The following is a 17,272-nucleotide window of genomic DNA, read 5'->3' on the forward strand; positions in this document are numbered from 1 at the left end:
AAATGGATGAGATGAAGTAACTCAAGCAGAGTTACAGAATAACGTTGGTAGACAAGGATTATTAAAAACCCCCTGTTCATAAAAAACAGGAGGTTTTAGCCTTCAGAAAAAATCATATCAGAGTCCGAAAAGCGGAAGCTCGTCCGGATCTGTGTTATATGCTTGGAAATCATAGATTTTCCATTTTTGACTCTTTGAATCTAGCTTTAAAAAGAATAGACCAGATAGATCTTCGGTTACATCAAAATTAAAGTCTGGAGATTTTAATGTGATTTTGACTTTTGCATTGGTTAATTCTACTGTTGCATAACGATTATTTAAAGTTTTTACGTTATAAGTAGGATCACCGATAGGTTCAATCGTGATTTGAGCATTTTCATTCTTCAACGATTGATAAAAGTCAATTGATTCTAAACCTGATGCTCGGTAATAGCCGATTGTATTGTCTTTATACAATTGAGTCAAAGCATCAAAATTCTGATCTTTTATATATTGGCTTTCATTTGATTCAAATTGCTTTACAAAATCAATTAATTGCTGTTTGTCAGGAAGTGCTGTTGTCTCTTGGTGCAAAGCACGATAAATCATAACAATGGCTTGTGCTCGAGTTGCCAAATCATTCGGCTTAAAAGTAGTTCCATAGCCTTGGATGATTCCGTTGGCCGCATTTTTATGAATGGCCTCATAAGCAAAGCTTGATTTTGGCACATCGCTAAAAGTTTTACGAATGGGGTTAAACTGAATGGTGTTTTGGAAAGCATTGTACACCATTTTAGCAATTTCACTGCGTTTAATTTTGTCTCCCGGATGGAATGTTCCATCGTTTCGTCCACTAATAATGCCGTTACTGCTTGCAATTTGAACATATGGATAATACCAAGCGCCGGATTTTACGTCAGCAAAAGACTTGGCTTTTCCTTTTAACTCCAGTCCCATTGCATTGACAATCATTTTCGTAAATTCGGCTCTCGTAATATTTTCGTTTGGCTTTACATAGACGGAAGGGAATCCATCTTCATCATACTGTATCTTTCCATCAATAATATCAGCAGATAAAAAGTCCTGTATCTCGTCATGTGCCCAATAATCATCGTCCACATCTTCAGGATAGTACATGTCTGATGTCTTTTCAGCGGCCGACACCATTTTGAAAGGCACAAGAAGAACCAACAGCAAGGCTAGAATAGGAATAACTTTTTTCATATAATCCCCCTTTTTTTGTAAAAAGTGCTTGTTGTTCCATTTTAAGAGAAAAAGCTCTAAATAGTCACTATTAATTTTGAAAAATAAGATTAAATCAGCCCAAAGACCTGATATTTTGTCAAAATTAACATATTATAAGGATTTTACTCCTGGCGAAAAAGATGTAATATTTATGCTGGATTTCCAATGAATAGTTTTTTGAAATTGAACAGCAGTATGAACACGTTCAACATGAGATTCTGCTCCACTTATATTTTGACAACGATTAATGTTTTCCGAAATCTCTTTGAGGAGGTAGTGAAGAGAACATCATGATCAAAATAACACCAATTATGGAGATGTTACTGTAACCTGAAAAATTTAAGGAAGCGATCGAGAAATAAATAGAGATAGATTGTACATGGAGAATCGCCAGCCACTTTCTCCGCCGATGATGCAAAAGTTTCCATTTATACTGTTTTGTAGAGCAGATGTTAGGTGATATAATGAAAATAAAAGATTGTAATATCTTTCTAATTTTGTTTTTACATAGAATAAAAATGTGTGCCTCTGGGGGAATGGAAGATGAAGAAAAAAACGGCATTTTATGCTTTATTGCTGTCGGTTTCTTTGGCTTTAGGGTTGAATGTGGAATCGGGGATTGCCTCGGCGAATGACCAGCCCTCTTCTCAAAAAGGTGAAAAAGAAGTGGTCGTCGTTTATAAAAACATGAAAGGAAAAGAGGCCGCTATTGAAAACAGCCATGATGTAGAACATCAATTTAAAAGCATTCCGGCCGTTTCTGTTACGGCGGACAAACAAGACGTTCGTCAATTAGAGTCGAATCCAAATATTGCCTATGTGGAAGAGAATGTTCCGTTTCAATTGGCTGATTCGAGTTTTCAAACGTTAAGTACAAGCCGCGCCGTTTCTTCCAATGAAAAAACTTGGGACATGCAGGCGATTAATGCATCCAAAGCTTGGGAAAACGGGGTGACCGGTAAAGGCGTCAAAATCGCCGTGATTGATACGGGGATTGCCTCTCATTCGGATTTGAATATTCCAGGCGGAGTGTCCACTGTCGATTACACCTCTTCCTATAAAGATGATAATGGACATGGTACTCATGTAGCCGGAATCATTGGCGCTAAACGTAATGGCATAGGGATCGCCGGTGTCGCACCGGATGCTCAGATTTATGCCGTAAAAGCGTTGGATAAGAACGGAAACGGAAACTTGCAAGATATTGCAGAAGCTCTGGATTGGGCGATTGCAAATAAGATGGACATTATTAACATGAGTTTTGGGACAAGCACCGACTCCAAAATCCTTCATGATTTAGTCGATAAGGCATATAAAAGCGGCATCTTGCTTGTTGCAGCAGGAGGAAATAATGGGAATTCATCCGGTACAGGAGATACGGTGGAATATCCGGCCAAATACAGCAGTGTTGTGGCGGTATCTTCATTAAATTCAAATAAAAATCGTTCTGTTTTTTCCGCAACTGGTCCGGAAATTGAAGTATCTGCACCGGGTGAAAATATCGTCAGCACTTATTTGAATGGAGAGTATGCAGTCGGAAGCGGCACCTCGATGGCGGCTCCTCATGTGGCCGGCATGTTGGCTCTATTAAAACAAATGCATCCTAATGAATTGAATAGCCAGCTGCGGGCAGAGGCGGAGAAGGAAGCAATGGATCTTGGAAAAAAAGGAAAAGATGACTGGTACGGCTACGGAATGGTCTTTTATCACCCGTTGAATGTATCTTCCAAGAGTGCGAGTGAAAACGTGCAAGCTAAGTTAAAGATCGCTCAGCAAGCAGTAGCATCGGCGGAGAAATACCGTACGAAGAAATATGTGGATGCTGCGCAGCAAGCGATCAACAGCTTGGACAATGGGGCGGACAAAACGCAGCTGCAAAAAAGGCTTGATGCCGTTAAAAAAAGCTTGTCTGATCAGGCTCAAAAACTAGTTTCGTATGTCGAACACCATCGTTCTCATGCCAATGTCGAAAAAGCGCTCCAAGCGATCTCCAACCTGCCGGCAGGCGCGGAAAAAAACAATTTGCTAACAAGAATCAATAAAGTGCAATACTTGATCAACTTGCAGCAAGCTCAAAAATATGTGAATTTAACTCAAAAATATAAGACAAAATCTTACAAATCAGTAGCGCAATCTTATATTAGCAAACTTCCAAAGGGGTCAGAAAAAACAAGGCTTCAAAAACGGCTCAATTCAATGCAGGTTCGGTAATAGAAAAACGAGGCTGACTCAAAAGCAAAATGACTTTTGAGATCAAGCCTCTTTTTTGTTGGAAATTCTCTTTATTTGATTTGAACTAACTGTTCAATTGAGAAAGTTCTCTCTTGGAGAGGGTCTTTTAACTTTCCTCCGAAAGAAGTCTCCTACTTCTAAACGTGAAAGTGCGGAGGCACCAGTGAAAGTGGGAGATGAATTTCGGTTAGGCGTAGCCTAAAGCTGTCTCTTTTTTGTGCTATGATATAATCAGTGTTATATAAATGGAAGGCATTCGGATGTGCTTTGAACAAATATGCACATGGTCAATATCGTGATTCCATTCGACCAAGGAAATATTGTAATTTTCACCAAGTCGAATAAACATATCTTTTGCATAGTCAGATATGGTATCATCAATCACTTGTCTGCGATATTTTACGAGTGAACTATCAAAGTTCATCAATGCCTATAAAAGTGCAAGTTCTAAGACTTATCAAAAAGCATTTTCCACAAGTGAAAAGAAAACTTTGGAAAGAGTATTTTTGGTCAAGAAGCTTTTGCTTACTTACAACAGGTGGTGCGCCCATTGAAGTGATAAAGCAGTATATAGAAAATCAAGGGAGGAAGTGAGGTGATTTGATATGGCAAACAAAGCATATAAATTTCGTCTGTACCCAACACAAGAACAAGAGCAACTTCTTACAAAAACCTTCGGCTGCGTTCGTTTCGTCTACAACAAAATGTTGGCTGAACGAATGGAAACATATGAACCATTCAAGGACGACAAAGAAGCCTTGAAAAAGCAAAAAAAATTCCCGACTCCTGCAAAGTACAAAAAGGAATTTCCATGGCTCAAAGAAGTAGACAGCCTTGCGTTGGCAAACGCTCAACTGAATTTGCAGAAGGCATACCAAAACTTCTTCTCTGGTCGTGCTGAATTTCCAAAGTTCAAAAGCCGAAAGGCGAGACAGTCCTACACAACCAACGTGGTCAACGGAAACATTATGCTTTTGGATGGTTATATCAAATTACCGAAACTGAAACTTGTAAAAATCAAACAACATCGAGAAATTCCGTCACATCATATCATCAAGTCTTGTACGGTTTCTCGAACAAAAACAGGAAAATACTATGTTTCTATTCTCACTGAATACGAACATCAACCTGTACAAAAAGAAGTACAAGCTGTTGTTGGCTTAGATTTTTCCATGAACGGTTTATTTGTCGATAGTGAAGAAGGTAAGACAGCCAATTACCCTCGTTTCTATCGCCAAGCCTTGGGAAAATTAGCGAAAGAACAGCGTGTTCTATCACGCAGAAAGAAAGGTTCTAATCGTTGGCACAAGCAACGACTAAAAGTGGCGAAGCTACATGAAAGAATTGCGAACCAACGAAAAGACTTTCTACATAAGGAATCGTACAAATTAGCGAAACTATATGATTGCGTGGTTATCGAAGACCTCAACATGAAGGGAATGTCCCAAGCACTAAATTTCGGCAAAAGCGTTGCTGATCATGCATGGGGCATGTTCACGAAATTTCTCCAATACAAGTTAGAGGAGCAGGGGAAAAAGCTTCTCAAAATAGATAAGTGGTTTCCATCATCCAAAACTTGTTCATGTTGCGGTCAAGTAAAGGAGTCTCTATCTCTTTCTGAGCGCATATTCCATTGTGATTGTGGTTTTGTAGCAGATAGAGATTGGAATGCTTCTATCAATATCAAGCGTGAAGGATTGCGACTGTTGGCATTAACATCATCATAAATAGAGCATGGAACAGGCTCGATAGCTAAGTAAATTTCGTACCGTTAGGTGCGATTACCTTAGAAGCCCCCAACTCTAAGCGAAGCGTAGGTGGCGGGTAGTTCACTTCTGTTTCTTTCTATTGATCACATGAAAAACAGCCCCCATTGCCACTCCAATCGCAATGGCAGTGGCAATATGACCGAGAACAACACCAATGACTGCGCCAATGATAGCACCAAAGGATATTAAGTGGATATTCCATTCACCGTTTTTCTTAGACATAATTCATACTCCTTTTATCTTCAATTGGATATTTCGATCACTAAACGGAAGGGATGAAAAATGGCAATTTATTTTACTTCAGATCATTCAATCGAGCTTTTCTAAGATTCGAATGATTTTATGGATCGCATAGTCAAAATCAATCAAATCCTCTTCGTCAAGTTGACCTATTTTCTCGCAGAATAGATAATAGAAGTCTTCCCAGCGCTTTTTTACTGTTTCTTTTCCTTTTTCGGTTAACATCAGTTTGACAAATCGCCGATCGCGATCGTTCTTCGCTTTTTCCACATAGTTGTTTTCCGCCAACTTAGCGATCAGAGGGGTCAACTGCTGCTTTGAAATGTTGATGTTTTGCGCTAGTTGGGTCATGGAGATACCCTCCTTAGTATGAAACAATTCCTCCAGTATATGAAATTGCAAATGGGTCAAATCAGACGTTTTGGGTGCAGCCTTATGATTTGCGACAGGTTTGTTCATCTTGTTGTAAATCAGCGGAAGAAGTCGGATGAAGCTCTCCGCGATTTTGTCTGTTTTCGAAGTCAATCCCATGCATCCCTTTCTTGATTTTAATAGTATATTACTTATTAGTAAATAAAAATTTATTATTTAACGAAATAAATACAGTATTTAATAATATTATACATAATTTTACGAGAAAAAAGTAAATAATAACGAACTATTTTTGTGGAATTAGAAAACATATATGAATTCATTTTTCACTGGGTTTTTCCTTTTTTGAATGAGAGATGTATGATAAAAATGGTTGCTTCTGATCGTTTGCATCGAAAGAGAGTCCTTTCAAGTAAAGGAAAATATGTTATAATGTATTATAAAACAGAATAATATTTGACGAGGAGGAGTCTGTCACCAAGGGATCGTTGTGTCCTTTGGTTACAGGCTCTTTTTTTATTTTTTGAGAAAACAAAGAAGGAAAGGTGGTAAGGGGATGCTTGTTTTGCAATTAGCGTTGATTCTGGCAGCTTCCAAATTGGCAGGCAATATAAGTGTTAGGCTCGATCAGCCATCTGTTTTAGGTGAACTGTTGGTTGGAATCATTCTTGGGCCTTCGGTACTGGGGGTGATTCATGATACGGACATTTTAAAGGAGATGAGCGAGATCGGTGTTATTTTGCTCATGTTTATAGCCGGGTTGGAAACTGATCTAAAAGAGTTTCTGCGCTCCGGAAAATCTTCCACGTTGGTGGCTGTCGGCGGCATCTTGGTTCCGCTTGTAGGAGGATATTTTCTCGGAGAAGCATTGGGCTTTTCATCCGAACAATCATGGTTTATGGGATTATTGCTTTCAGCAACCAGCGTCAGCATTTCAGTTCAAGCGTTAAAAGAAATGGACCGATTAAAATCACCCGAAGGTACTGCAATTTTAGGGGCGGCAGTGCTCGATGACATTTTAGTGATGATCGCTTTAGCCTTTTTTATGAGTATGATAGGAGGAGAAGTTCATTTTGGAACCATGCTTTTAACAAAGGGATTGTTTTTTGCGGGAGCGATATTCGCTGCATGGAAAGTTGTTCCGTGGATTTTAGAAAAACTGGCGCTCTTAAAGGTGGATCAATCTGTCCTTTCTGCAGCTCTCATCATTTGTTTTCTATATGCTTATTTAGCCGATTTGTCGGGAGTATCCGCTATTATCGGCGCATACATGGCCGGAGTCGCGATAAGTGTAACAGAATTTAAACATGAAATATTTGAAAAGACAGAAACCATTAGCTATTCCTTATTTGTTCCTGTATTTTTCACTTTGGTCGGAGTGGCAGCTTATTTTCATGGTATTGGTGAAAGTTTCTGGCTATTGGTCATTTTGAGCATTTTAGCGGTTTTCACCAAATTAATCGGCGCATCATGGGGAGCAAAAGCGGCCGGATTTTCTTGGGGTAGTTCATTGGGAATTGGCGCCGCCATGGTGTCTCGCGGAGAAGTGGCTTTAATTTTAGCCAATATTGGTTTGGAACATCAATTGGTCAGTCAGGAGTTGTTTACCGTTTTGGTTGTTGTGGTTCTGATCACCACGATTGCAACGCCGCCGATGATGAAATGGTTTTTCACAGTCGGATCGAAAGGAAAGACTTTAAAAAATACAGGATGAGATCGATGGAATACAGGAGTGTTGAAGTTTTTAGGATTTTGGTCACAGTTCTTTTTGTAAGAAGACTATGATTATTGGGCGAATGGGAAATAAAATGGATTAAGCAACCGAAATTTTCCATTCGCCCTGTCAAGTTGTATGTAGGATTTGTCTTTTCTGAAAAAACATTTGTCTTTATATTATAGAAAATCCTTGATTCCTATATGGAAAGAGTCCATAATGGAAATTAATCATTTAACTGAAAATTCTAAAATGAGCAGGGGTTGTCTTTATGAAAGTGGTCAAATTTGGCGGAACATCGCTTGCATCAGGAAAACAAATTCAAAAAGTACTGAATATTGTCATTTCTGATCCGAAAAGAAAGATTGTGGTGGTTTCAGCACCGGGAAAACGGTTTGCGGATGACACGAAAGTAACCGATTTGCTGATTGCGTGCGCCCGCAAGAAATTACGCGGCGAGGATGCGACAGATTGGCTGGAAGCGGTAGTGGAAAGATTCGCAAGCATTGCAATGGATTTGGAGATGTCAAACGATATCGTAAAGGAAATCCGTGCTGATTTAGAGGAGCGGCTACGAGGATACAAAGGGGATCCGGAGCGCTTTTTAGATCATATGAAAGCGGCAGGGGAGGATAATAATGCGAAGCTGATTGCCGCTTATTTTCAAGAGAGAGGAATAGAGGCTAGATATGTTAGTCCGAAAGAAGCGGGATTAATCGTCACTGACGAACCGGGGAATGCACGGGTATTGCCGGAATCCTACAAGCGATTGTATTCGTTGCGGGAGCAAAGCGGAATCATTATTTTTCCCGGATTTTTCGGCTTCAGTAAAAACGGGGATGTGGTGACATTCTCCCGCGGCGGTTCGGATATTACAGGCTCTATTTTAGCCAATGGGGTGAAGGCGGAGCTTTATGAAAATTTTACGGATGTCGATGCTGTGTATGCCGTGAATCCGAATTTTGTTTCTCACCCGACGGAAATTCAAGAACTGACTTATCGGGAAATGAGGGAGTTGTCCTACGCCGGATTTTCTGTTTTTCATGATGAAGCCTTGATTCCGGCTTTCCGCGCCGGAATACCGGTCAACATCAAAAATACGAACAATCCTTCTGCGCCGGGGACCAAAATTGTCAATGAACGGGAAACGAAAAACGGACCGGTCGTGGGCATTGCGAGCGACGAAGGATTTTGCAGTATTTATATTCAAAAATATTTAATGAATAAGGAAATCGGATTCGGTCGGAAACTGCTGCAAATTTTAGAAGATTTCGGCCTTTCCTATGAACATATTCCTTCCGGTATTGACGATGTGACGGTTATTTTACGGGAAAATCAACTCAATCAGGAGCTAGAACAAGCGATATTGCACCAAATAAAAGAGAAACTAGATGCTGACGAAGTGAAAATTCAACATCGTCTTGCTTTGATTATGTTAGTGGGCGAGGGAATGCGCCGTAATATTGGAACAACGGCCCGAGCCGCGAGCGCGTTAGCAAAAGCGGGAGTGAATATTGAAATGGTGAACCAGGGATCTTCCGAAGTCAGTATGATGTTTGCTGTAAAGGAAGAAGTGGAAAGACGGGCGGTCCAAGCTTTATATGAAGAATTTTTTGTCAGCGTCCCGGTTTGAATCATAAGAGCAATAGCAACGAAAAGCCCTTACTATTCTAAGCTGCAATCGTTCGCCTTCTCGTTGTTGAAACCCGTGAGGCGGACGAGTCTCTCTTCCGACGGAAAACAATGATGGCACATTTGAGGAAAACAACTTTTGAGATTGCTTGGGAATTTTTAAGCGCCGCTTCGTTTTTCCGTAGGAGAACGAACATGAGATCTGATCAAAGCCCCGAAAAGCACACTTGGTCATATCATTTATCAGAATGCGTGTAACCCTTTATGCAATTATAAAATCTTTCTTTTTCGTTTTGTATGAAATCGCTATCAATTCAACTCGCTTTTCATTATTTAAGATCCGCAAAGCTCGGGTGGAAAAACCACAACAACAAGGCGATAACGGGGACCGTTAGTATGATAGCTTTGACATTACTTCGATGGTGAAGGCGAAGCATGGTAAATAAGATAATATTGAAAATAAAAGACCACATGGCATTCCATCCGTTATGATATAAAAACAGCCCTTTTTGGTGGAAAAAGAATTCGATTATTTCAAACAGTATAACCCATCCCGTAATGTACACAAACATTTTTTTCCCTTCAGGCAAAAAAGATAAATAAAAATAAATGGCAACCGGTATGATCAAAAATGTAAAGATTAGATCAATGATTGTGTGGTTTAACCATTCTGTTTCTACAGAACGGTATTCCCATAACGTATGGTCGTAAAAAAGAAAATTATAAAGCAAATCGCAAATCACATAATACTGGATCGTTGTATAATATTTTTTCCATTTTGTCCATTCCGTCATCGGGATGGCAATAAGTAGATAAATTACGGTAAAAAGCAGCAAATACATAAAGAAAACCTCTTTTGATAGTGGTAATATATATTATCCCATTTGTATGGATAGAGCATTCATGGGAAAGCAGAATAAATATTTCTAGTGAACAAAGATCGATATTCTGGTGCCATTCATTCACCAAATGAATAAAGTTTCTATTCTAGTTGAACAGGGACTTTCACTCTATAACCTAAGATACGATATAGAACGGAAAATAAATGAATGTTGCAATAAAATATTTCATTCAAGAATTTTGTGGAATCATCAATTTAAATGAGAAAACACGCGAATCAGAACGGACTGTCTTTCTTTTTTTTTGGAGAATAGTTGAAATTAAGGTTTTGTTATATCATCCAAAAAATCAAGAACGGAATCCGTTCTTTTTTGTTTAAGTGTATATTTTCATTCATGGAGCCTCTCAGTATAATTTAATCAGAATTTTCTAAAAATAATCACTTGGATCGAAATGTTACCGCTTTCATTATCTGGCACTGAAAATGAACAAATTAAGGGGGGATGGAAATGATTCGGACAGCTAACGGAGAAGAGATTTTTGTTATTGATGCTCATATAGCCTTGTGGGATGGCAGTAAGGAGAATCAACTGAATATTCATGGAGAGCAATTTATCAGCTGTTTTTATGATTATCACAAAAATCTGAGCCCTAAAGAATATTATTGGCCCTGGGATAAGTTTGTGAAGTATGATCCGGAAACGCTGGTTAACGACGTATTGGTTAAAGGATATGCAGATATGGCCATTTTTCAACCTGTCTATTTAAAAGAGTTTTATAAAAATGGTTTTGGTGATTTTGACGCAAATGACGCCCTTTCCAAACGGTACCCTAATCGTTTTATTTGCAACGGGACAATGGACCCGCGGCATGGCGAACGAGGATTGGAAAATTTGGAAAAAATGAAAGAAAAGTACAACTGGCAAGGGATTAAGTTGTATACAGCGGATTGGTATGGAAATTCAAAGGGATATAAACTTTCAGACGACTGGTCCAAAAGATATCTTGAAAAGTGCCAAGAATTAGGGATTAAAAATATTCACATTCATAAAGGACCCACGGTCACTCCTTTGAATCGGGATGCATTTGACGTAGCAGATGTGGATGATGCAGCAAGCTGTTTTCCGGAATTAAACTTTATCGTAGAACATGTAGGACTGCCGAGATTAGAAGATTTTTGCTGGATTGCGACACAGGAAAAAAATGTGTACGGAGGATTGGCGGTAGCTATTTCTTTAATCCATACTCGTCCTCGTTATTTTGCTGAAATCATAAGTGAATTGTTGTACTGGCTGGATGAAGACCGTATCATTTTTGGAAGCGATTATGCTATTTGGGAGCCAAAGTGGATAATCGAAAAGTTCCTTGAATTTGAACTTCCGGAAGATATCCAAGAAGAAACAGGTGTGACGTTGGATTTGAATGTGAAGAAGAAAATTTTAGGTGAGAATGTAGCGAGATTATACAACATAGATATCGAAGCGCAAAAAGAAAAGTTGAAAAATTGCGAATTAAATGAACGAAAGGCGAAACTTAATGAAATCAAAGCTAATTTCTAAAGGATCTTCACGAACAAAGGAAGTGGATCAAAGATTATGGAAAAAGAAGATCAAGTATATAGAATGCTTGAAAAAGTTTATGATCCTGAACTGGATCAACCTTTAACAGAGCTAGGGTTTATTGATCACATCGCCATTCAAGACCATCATGTGGAAGTTGTTTTTCGTTTACCGACTTATTGGTGCTCGCCGAACTTTGCCTATATCATGGCCGAAGATATACGGAAATATGTATCTGAACTGGAATGGGTGCATTCAGTGAAAGTCCATTTATTGGATCATTGTGCTTCCGATGAAATCAATCACGGAGCAACGAAAGGCAAGTCGTTTAACGAAGTCTTTCGTGACTTATCGGATGGAGACCTTGACGAATTGCGCAAAACGTTTGAGATAAAAGCTTACTATGCAAGGCAAGAAAAACTGATGAAATATCTCTTAAAAAATGGGATGACAAAGAAAGAGATGATAGGTTTGTCTCTGCAACAATTGAATGAATTGCCTTTATCGGAAGAAGGTCATCTGCTGAGAGACAAATATTTGGAGAAAAAAAGGGCCTTGAATCACTCCAATACATTGGCCTTCACAACTCCGGAAGATAAACAGCTGTCTGAAGAAGAATTTTCGTTTTACTTGCAAGGCGCCAAGCGTACGCGGATGAGCATGGAATTTAATGCCCATTATTGTCGAGGTTTGTTAGAAACACGATACCATTTGCCCTCTAACGATTAGATGAGCATGACGTAATGAAAAGAGATGTTAAGAAGTGTGTCCAAAACGAAAATATTTTTTAAAGAAGGAACGGTGATGAAAAAATGAGTAAAAAAGTTCTTATTGTAACGGGTGATGCGGTGGAAGCTTTAGAAGTATTTTATCCGTATTATCGTTGTATCGAAGAAAATATTCAATGCACGATTGCGTCTCCTGTGAAGAAAAAGCTTCAAACGGTTGTCCATGATTTCCTCCCTGAAATGGAGACCGTTACAGAAAAGTGGGGGTATAAAATCGAATCTCACGCATCCGTAGACGAAATTGATCCTGCTGACTTTGATGGGCTGATTATTCCCGGAGGACGCGCGCCTGAATATATACGTCTAAATAAAAAAGTTCAAGAAATCGTCGCTCACTTTTTAAAAGAAAATAAACCGCTTGGAGCCATCTGCCATGGACAACAAGTTTTAACGACTGTAAGAGAATATATCAATGGCAGGGAAATGACGGCATTCTCCGCTTGTCGGCCGGAAGTGGAAGCGGCAGGAGCTATTTACGTGGAAAAATTGCTTCACGTGGACGGAAATTTGGTGTCTGGGCATGCTTGGCCGGATTTGCCGGGATTTATGAAAGAATTCTTTGCATTATTAAATGTAAAAAAAGAAGCTTCTGTTTAAAGAATAGCTAAAAAGGGCTGAATCAAAAACGTTTGATTCAGCCTTTTTCTCTTTTTATTTGTAAAAACAATCAAAGAATCGATCGTTTAATGCATTAAGAGAGATTCTTTGTTTGGCTACAGTTTTCTTTTATCCATCTCATGATGGGAATGAGAATTCAATAACATGAGTGATATATAAAATATGACAATTCCTTCCGTGGTTTTCGGATTGATTCCGGTTAGCTCTTCGATTTTATTTAAACGATAATGCAGAGTATTAATATGTATATTCATTTCTTCTGAAGTTTTTTTGATCGATTGATTATTATGCAAATAGTGCTGCAAAGTATCGATGAGTATTGGATCTTCTTTCAAAACGTCAATCGTTCTTCTTTGAAAATCCTTTTGTATTTCGATGGGAATGTCTTCTAAGATAATTTCTAATATGAGATCTTCATAAAATACAATCCCAAGATGTTTTTGAGCCACTTTTAATGCTTTCATTGCCTCTTTAAATGATCTATGGATAATCTGTCTGCACATTGTCTTTCCTACACCAATTGCTAAATGGTGGTGATATTTCCTTTCGAATCTTTCTTTAAAGTTTTTTAATTGGCTATGGAAATGATTCTTGTTAAAAGTAGAGCCAATCTTTTTTAACAGCAAGAAACGTTCTTGCCCCCAGCGAATGAGGAAATGATTTTCTTTCCCGAATACAGAATAGAACAATTCCATGATTTCTTTTTGAATTCTGGGAATGTCATAGTGATCGAGTGTTTGTATTTCGGATTGTATGAGGGCGCAAATATGCGTGTCGTAAACGGGGATTCCCAGCATGACACCTCGCTCTAAAAATTCTTTATCAACCGATGTAGAGTTGATCCATTCATACAAATAAGATTCTATACCGCGTATTTCCCATTCGTTTCTCTCGGTATAATAAGCTTCTTGTATAATGAGTTCTGTCATTCTTCTAATTAATTCCGCAAACGGTTCCACTTTTTTAGGGTCTCCTGTTATTCCGATGACGCCGATTACTTGCTTATTAAACATAATGGGCATGTTGATGCCTGCTTTTACTCCTTTTAGAATTTTTGCTTTGTCCTGATCAATATAAAGTACTTTTTTTGTTTTAATGACAATGGTCGCTCCTTCATGAAAGGTGCCAATTCTGCTTTTTTCAGTGGAAGAAATGATGATTCCTTTTGTATCCACTAATATAATATCTTCTTTCATTACTTGCTGAACTTCTGAAATAATTTTAGAAGCTAAATTGGTTGATAAATGCATGGGGCATCGACCGCCTTCTTTTGGATTAAAAAACAATAAAAACGGTATATTTCACATTTTAATCATATGATCATACATAGATTAAATACCCAACTTTCTTTATAATAAAACGAAAATTAGAAAAGCGAGGGTTTTCAATATGATTCCTTCTCATGTGAAGAAGCGTTTTGTGGATATCGTAGGAAGGGAAAATTTCGAAGATTCAGAAGTAGAGCGGTTAGTTTATTCATACGATGCCACCCCTAATTTTCAATCTATTCCTGACGCGGTGGTTTCACCCAGAAATACGGAGGAAGTATCCGAAATATTAAAACTGTGCAATGAATGGGAAATACCGATTGTTCCGAGAGGATCGGGAACGAACTTGTGTGCCGGCACTTGTCCTGTTGAAGGAGGAGTTGTTCTTCTGTTTAAACATATGAACAAAATTTTAGAAATCGATGAAGAAAATTTAACCGTGACTTGTCAACCGGGAGTTATAACACTTGATTTAATCAATGCGGTTGAACAAAAAGGTTTATTTTATCCTCCTGATCCAAGTTCTATAAAAATATCGACGATCGGTGGGAATTTAAACGAAAACTCCGGGGGATTAAGAGGACTGAAATATGGAGTAACCCGTGATTATGTATTGGGATTGGAGGCAGTTCTTCCTAACGGAGATATCATCCGGACAGGAGGAAAATTAGCAAAAGATGTAGCGGGGTATGATTTAACTCGATTATTGGTAGGTTCAGAAGGCACACTGGGTGTGATTACAGAGGCGACGTTAAAACTGATTCCGCTTCCTGAAACAAAAAAGACAATGCTTGCTTTATATCAAGATTTAGAGGCTGCAGCTCGTTCCGTTTCCAAAATTATTGCGAATAAAGTTATTCCAGCGACTTTGGAGTTTTTAGATCAACCTACATTACAAGCGGTGGAAGACTATGCACAAATCGGTTTGCCGACGGATGTTCAAGCAGTGTTGCTAATCGAACAAGATGGAACCGCTGAAAATGTAAACAAAGATATGAAGATAATGGAAGAAATATGCAGAAGCGAAAATGCTGTCTCTGTACAGATCGCACAGTCTGAAGAAGAAGCGGAGGCGCTGCGTGCGGCCAGACGTACGGCTTTGTCAGCTTTAGCTCGACTGCAGCCGACAACTATTTTAGAAGATGCCACCGTTCCCAGATCAGAAATAGCCAAAATGGTGAAAGCCATCAATGACATAGCGCATAAATATAACGTCAATATATGTACATTTGGCCATGCCGGAGACGGGAATCTTCATCCTACATGCACAACCGATATTCGTAATAAAGAAGAGATGGAGAGAGTGGAAAAAGCTTTTGCTGAAATCTTTGAAAAAGCGATTGAATTGGGCGGAACCATTACGGGGGAACATGGAGTGGGAGCTATGAAAGCGCCTTATTTAGAATGGAAACTGGGAGTATCAGGCATCCAAGTGATGAAATCGATCAAAGAAGCATTAGATCCCCATAATATTATGAATCCAGGGAAACTATTCGCAAAAGATACACGAAAACGGGTGGTGATATCAAAATGATGTCGGAATCCGAAAAGAAAAGTATTCAAATAGCCTTCAAGGAACGTATGAATGAAGATGAGTTATTAAACTGTATGAGATGCGGTTTTTGCTTGCCTTCATGTCCGACATACTTGGTATCTGGTTACAAAGAAAGCCAATCACCACGCGGAAGAATCGCTTTAATGAAGGCAGTTTATGACGGAGTGATACAACCAGATGATGAGTTTGTGAACTCATTGAACTTATGTTTAGGCTGCCGTGCGTGTGAGCCGGTCTGTCCGTCAGATGTTCATTACGGCCATTTATTGGAAGAAGCCAGAGACATCATAAACCAAAATAAAAAACATTCTTTACCCGTTCGAACGGTTCGTAAAGTAGTCTTTGAAAAATTATTTCCCAAAAAAAGTAATCTAATAAATGTCACTAGCTTGGTTGGATATTACCAAAGATCAGGTCTTCAAAAAGTGGCGCGTAAAATAGGATTTATGAAATTATTTCCTGATAACCTGAGAGAGATGGAAAAAATTCTGCCGGATATTCCTAAGAAAAAAGAAATGATCGATAGGGATGAACATTTTGCGCCCGCAGGTTCGAAAAAGGCGACTGTAGCTTTTTTTTCTGGATGTTTAATGGATACGATGTTTATGGAAACCAATCATGCTACGATTCAATTATTGCAAAAAGCCGGATGTGAAATTGTGATTCCTAAAACGCAATCATGTTGTGGTGCTCTGCACGGTCATGGCGGAGAGAAAGAAATCGCAAAAGAACTGGCGAAGCAAAATATTGAGGCATTTGAAAAACACGACGTCGATTACATTATTACAAACGCAGGCGGGTGCGGAGCTTTCTTGATTGAATACGACCATTTGTTGAAAGATGAACCGGAATGGTCAGAGCGGGCCAAAGCATTCGTGGCTAAGATAAAAGATATTACGGAAATTTTATATGAACTGGATTTTCACAAGAAATACAGCCTCTCTCTTCCGGAACAAATAGTAACCTATCAAGATTCTTGTCACTTAAGAAACGTCATGAAAACTTCCAAGGCTCCCAGAGAATTGCTTCGTTCTATTAAAGGAATTACGTTCAAAGAAATGGAAAACGCAGATAGTTGCTGCGGATCTGCCGGTATCTACAACATCGTAGAACCGAAGACATCCATGGAAATTTTGGATCAAAAAATGGTAAAAATCAAGAAAACAAAAGCAACAACGATCGTTACAGCGAATCCAGGATGTTTGATGCAAATGATGCTGGGAATAGAAAGAGAGAAGTTAAAGGATGTAAAAGCTGTTCATATTGTGGATTTATTATTAGAGGCGACAAAATATTAATATTTCAAGCTGCGGAAATGGAATGCCTGAGAAAGCGGGAGCCGTCACAGAAAAATCAGGAGATGTCGGAAGCTCTCATCGTAAAAGGATTGGGTATGAGCAATTCCTCTTTGCAAATCATTCATGCCATTCTTAAAATTTGAATGATCAATGATCATGAAAT

General features: G+C 38.8%; 14 protein-coding genes and 2 pseudogenes. 10 read left to right on the forward strand and 6 right to left on the reverse strand.

The features are described 5' to 3' along the window. Window positions 1-117: 117 nt before the first annotated feature. Window positions 118-1,203 carry an S-layer homology domain-containing protein gene (locus BSM4216_RS01495; RefSeq protein WP_048622483.1) on the reverse strand — a complete coding sequence of 362 codons (1,086 nt, stop codon included), beginning with the start codon at window positions 1,201-1,203 and terminating at the stop codon, window positions 118-120. A 564-nt stretch (window positions 1,204-1,767) separates the two neighbouring features. On the opposite strand from BSM4216_RS01495, the gene BSM4216_RS01500 reads away from it, so the two are divergent. Next, entirely contained in the window at window positions 1,768-3,435 is a 1,668-nt protein-coding gene (locus BSM4216_RS01500; RefSeq protein ID WP_053083207.1) for a S8 family peptidase, read from the forward strand. Between the two features lie 215 nt (window positions 3,436-3,650). On the opposite strand, the pseudogene BSM4216_RS16605 reads toward BSM4216_RS01500, so the two are convergent. Further along, a pseudogene (locus tag BSM4216_RS16605) lies at window positions 3,651-3,880 on the reverse strand (transposase); the annotation flags it as partial. Here BSM4216_RS16605 and tnpA point away from each other — a divergent pair. Beyond that, window positions 3,861-4,050: pseudogene (tnpA, locus tag BSM4216_RS16610) on the forward strand (IS200/IS605 family transposase); the annotation flags it as partial. The pseudogenes BSM4216_RS16605 and tnpA sit on opposite strands and share 20 nt — an antisense overlap. Before the next feature lie 11 nt (window positions 4,051-4,061). Next, window positions 4,062-5,183, forward strand: coding sequence for an RNA-guided endonuclease TnpB family protein (locus BSM4216_RS01505; RefSeq protein WP_048622484.1), 1,122 nt, complete (start codon window positions 4,062-4,064; stop codon window positions 5,181-5,183). Window positions 5,184-5,285: 102 nt separating this feature from the next. Here BSM4216_RS01505 and BSM4216_RS16840 read toward each other — a convergent pair whose 3' ends face one another. Both BSM4216_RS16840 and BSM4216_RS01510 read right to left on the reverse strand, forming a co-directional pair. After that, window positions 5,286-5,447 carry a glycine zipper domain-containing protein gene (locus tag BSM4216_RS16840; protein ID WP_169799170.1) on the reverse strand — a complete coding sequence of 54 codons (162 nt, stop codon included), beginning with the start codon at window positions 5,445-5,447 and terminating at the stop codon, window positions 5,286-5,288. 87 nt (window positions 5,448-5,534) lie between these two features. Further along, the gene (locus tag BSM4216_RS01510) at window positions 5,535-5,996 is read right to left on the reverse strand and encodes a MarR family winged helix-turn-helix transcriptional regulator (RefSeq protein ID WP_003354843.1); all 462 of its coding nucleotides are present in this window, start codon (window positions 5,994-5,996) and stop codon (window positions 5,535-5,537) included. 397 nt (window positions 5,997-6,393) lie between these two features. On the opposite strand from BSM4216_RS01510, the gene BSM4216_RS01515 reads away from it, so the two are divergent. Both BSM4216_RS01515 and BSM4216_RS01520 read left to right on the forward strand, forming a co-directional pair. Further along, window positions 6,394-7,551, forward strand: coding sequence for a cation:proton antiporter (locus BSM4216_RS01515; RefSeq protein WP_048622485.1), 1,158 nt, complete (start codon window positions 6,394-6,396; stop codon window positions 7,549-7,551). A gap of 271 nt (window positions 7,552-7,822) precedes the next feature. Then, entirely contained in the window at window positions 7,823-9,184 is a 1,362-nt protein-coding gene (locus BSM4216_RS01520) for an aspartate kinase (protein WP_048622486.1), read from the forward strand. Between the two features lie 328 nt (window positions 9,185-9,512). Here BSM4216_RS01520 and BSM4216_RS01525 read toward each other — a convergent pair whose 3' ends face one another. Continuing rightward, on the reverse strand, window positions 9,513-10,025 hold the full coding sequence (locus tag BSM4216_RS01525) for a CBO0543 family protein (protein WP_048622487.1): 513 nt from the start codon (window positions 10,023-10,025) through the stop codon (window positions 9,513-9,515). A 507-nt stretch (window positions 10,026-10,532) separates the two neighbouring features. Between BSM4216_RS01525 and BSM4216_RS01530 the strand changes: the two genes are divergently transcribed. The 3 genes from BSM4216_RS01530 (at window position 10,533) to BSM4216_RS01540 (ending at window position 12,967) form a co-directional block, all read left to right on the forward strand. Continuing rightward, complete coding sequence (locus tag BSM4216_RS01530; RefSeq protein ID WP_003354847.1) at window positions 10,533-11,582, forward strand: amidohydrolase family protein; 1,050 nt, start codon at window positions 10,533-10,535, stop codon at window positions 11,580-11,582. Window positions 11,583-11,618: 36 nt separating this feature from the next. Continuing rightward, window positions 11,619-12,311, forward strand: a complete 693-nt coding sequence (locus BSM4216_RS01535; protein WP_003354848.1) for an iron-sulfur cluster assembly protein — start codon at window positions 11,619-11,621, stop codon at window positions 12,309-12,311. 83 nt (window positions 12,312-12,394) lie between these two features. Next, window positions 12,395-12,967 carry a DJ-1/PfpI family protein gene (locus BSM4216_RS01540; protein WP_048622488.1) on the forward strand — a complete coding sequence of 191 codons (573 nt, stop codon included), beginning with the start codon at window positions 12,395-12,397 and terminating at the stop codon, window positions 12,965-12,967. Between the two features lie 116 nt (window positions 12,968-13,083). Here the strand turns inward: BSM4216_RS01540 and BSM4216_RS01545 are convergent, their stop codons facing one another. Beyond that, entirely contained in the window at window positions 13,084-14,238 is a 1,155-nt protein-coding gene (locus BSM4216_RS01545; protein WP_048622489.1) for a CdaR family transcriptional regulator, read from the reverse strand. A gap of 139 nt (window positions 14,239-14,377) precedes the next feature. On the opposite strand from BSM4216_RS01545, the gene glcD reads away from it, so the two are divergent. Both glcD and BSM4216_RS01555 read left to right on the forward strand, forming a co-directional pair. After that, window positions 14,378-15,790, forward strand: a complete 1,413-nt coding sequence (glcD, locus tag BSM4216_RS01550) for a glycolate oxidase subunit GlcD (protein ID WP_003354830.1) — start codon at window positions 14,378-14,380, stop codon at window positions 15,788-15,790. Next, window positions 15,787-17,109, forward strand: a complete 1,323-nt coding sequence (locus BSM4216_RS01555; protein ID WP_003354828.1) for a (Fe-S)-binding protein — start codon at window positions 15,787-15,789, stop codon at window positions 17,107-17,109. Before glcD ends, BSM4216_RS01555 begins: the two co-directional genes overlap by 4 nt. The last annotated feature ends 163 nt before the right edge of the window (window positions 17,110-17,272 follow it).

The sequence above is a fragment of the Bacillus smithii genome (assembly GCF_001050115.1).
Lineage (GTDB): Bacteria > Bacillota > Bacilli > Bacillales > DSM-4216 > Bacillus_O > Bacillus_O smithii.

Bases quoted from the DNA above. Each gene is read 5' to 3' on its own strand.
- BSM4216_RS01495 (WP_048622483.1), bottom strand. From the start codon at position 1,203: ATGAAAAAAGTTATTCCTATTCTAGCCTTGCTGTTGGTTCTTCTTGTG.
- BSM4216_RS01500 (WP_053083207.1), top strand. From the start codon at position 1,768: ATGAAGAAAAAAACGGCATTTTATGCTTTATTGCTGTCGGTTTCTTTG.
- BSM4216_RS01505 (WP_048622484.1), top strand. From the start codon at position 4,062: ATGGCAAACAAAGCATATAAATTTCGTCTGTACCCAACACAAGAACAA.
- BSM4216_RS16840 (WP_169799170.1), bottom strand. From the start codon at position 5,447: ATGTCTAAGAAAAACGGTGAATGGAATATCCACTTAATATCCTTTGGT.
- BSM4216_RS01510 (WP_003354843.1), bottom strand. From the start codon at position 5,996: ATGGGATTGACTTCGAAAACAGACAAAATCGCGGAGAGCTTCATCCGA.
- BSM4216_RS01515 (WP_048622485.1), top strand. From the start codon at position 6,394: ATGCTTGTTTTGCAATTAGCGTTGATTCTGGCAGCTTCCAAATTGGCA.
- BSM4216_RS01520 (WP_048622486.1), top strand. From the start codon at position 7,823: ATGAAAGTGGTCAAATTTGGCGGAACATCGCTTGCATCAGGAAAACAA.
- BSM4216_RS01525 (WP_048622487.1), bottom strand. From the start codon at position 10,025: ATGTATTTGCTGCTTTTTACCGTAATTTATCTACTTATTGCCATCCCG.
- BSM4216_RS01530 (WP_003354847.1), top strand. From the start codon at position 10,533: ATGATTCGGACAGCTAACGGAGAAGAGATTTTTGTTATTGATGCTCAT.
- BSM4216_RS01535 (WP_003354848.1), top strand. From the start codon at position 11,619: ATGGAAAAAGAAGATCAAGTATATAGAATGCTTGAAAAAGTTTATGAT.
- BSM4216_RS01540 (WP_048622488.1), top strand. From the start codon at position 12,395: ATGAGTAAAAAAGTTCTTATTGTAACGGGTGATGCGGTGGAAGCTTTA.
- BSM4216_RS01545 (WP_048622489.1), bottom strand. From the start codon at position 14,238: ATGCATTTATCAACCAATTTAGCTTCTAAAATTATTTCAGAAGTTCAG.
- glcD (WP_003354830.1), top strand. From the start codon at position 14,378: ATGATTCCTTCTCATGTGAAGAAGCGTTTTGTGGATATCGTAGGAAGG.
- BSM4216_RS01555 (WP_003354828.1), top strand. From the start codon at position 15,787: ATGATGTCGGAATCCGAAAAGAAAAGTATTCAAATAGCCTTCAAGGAA.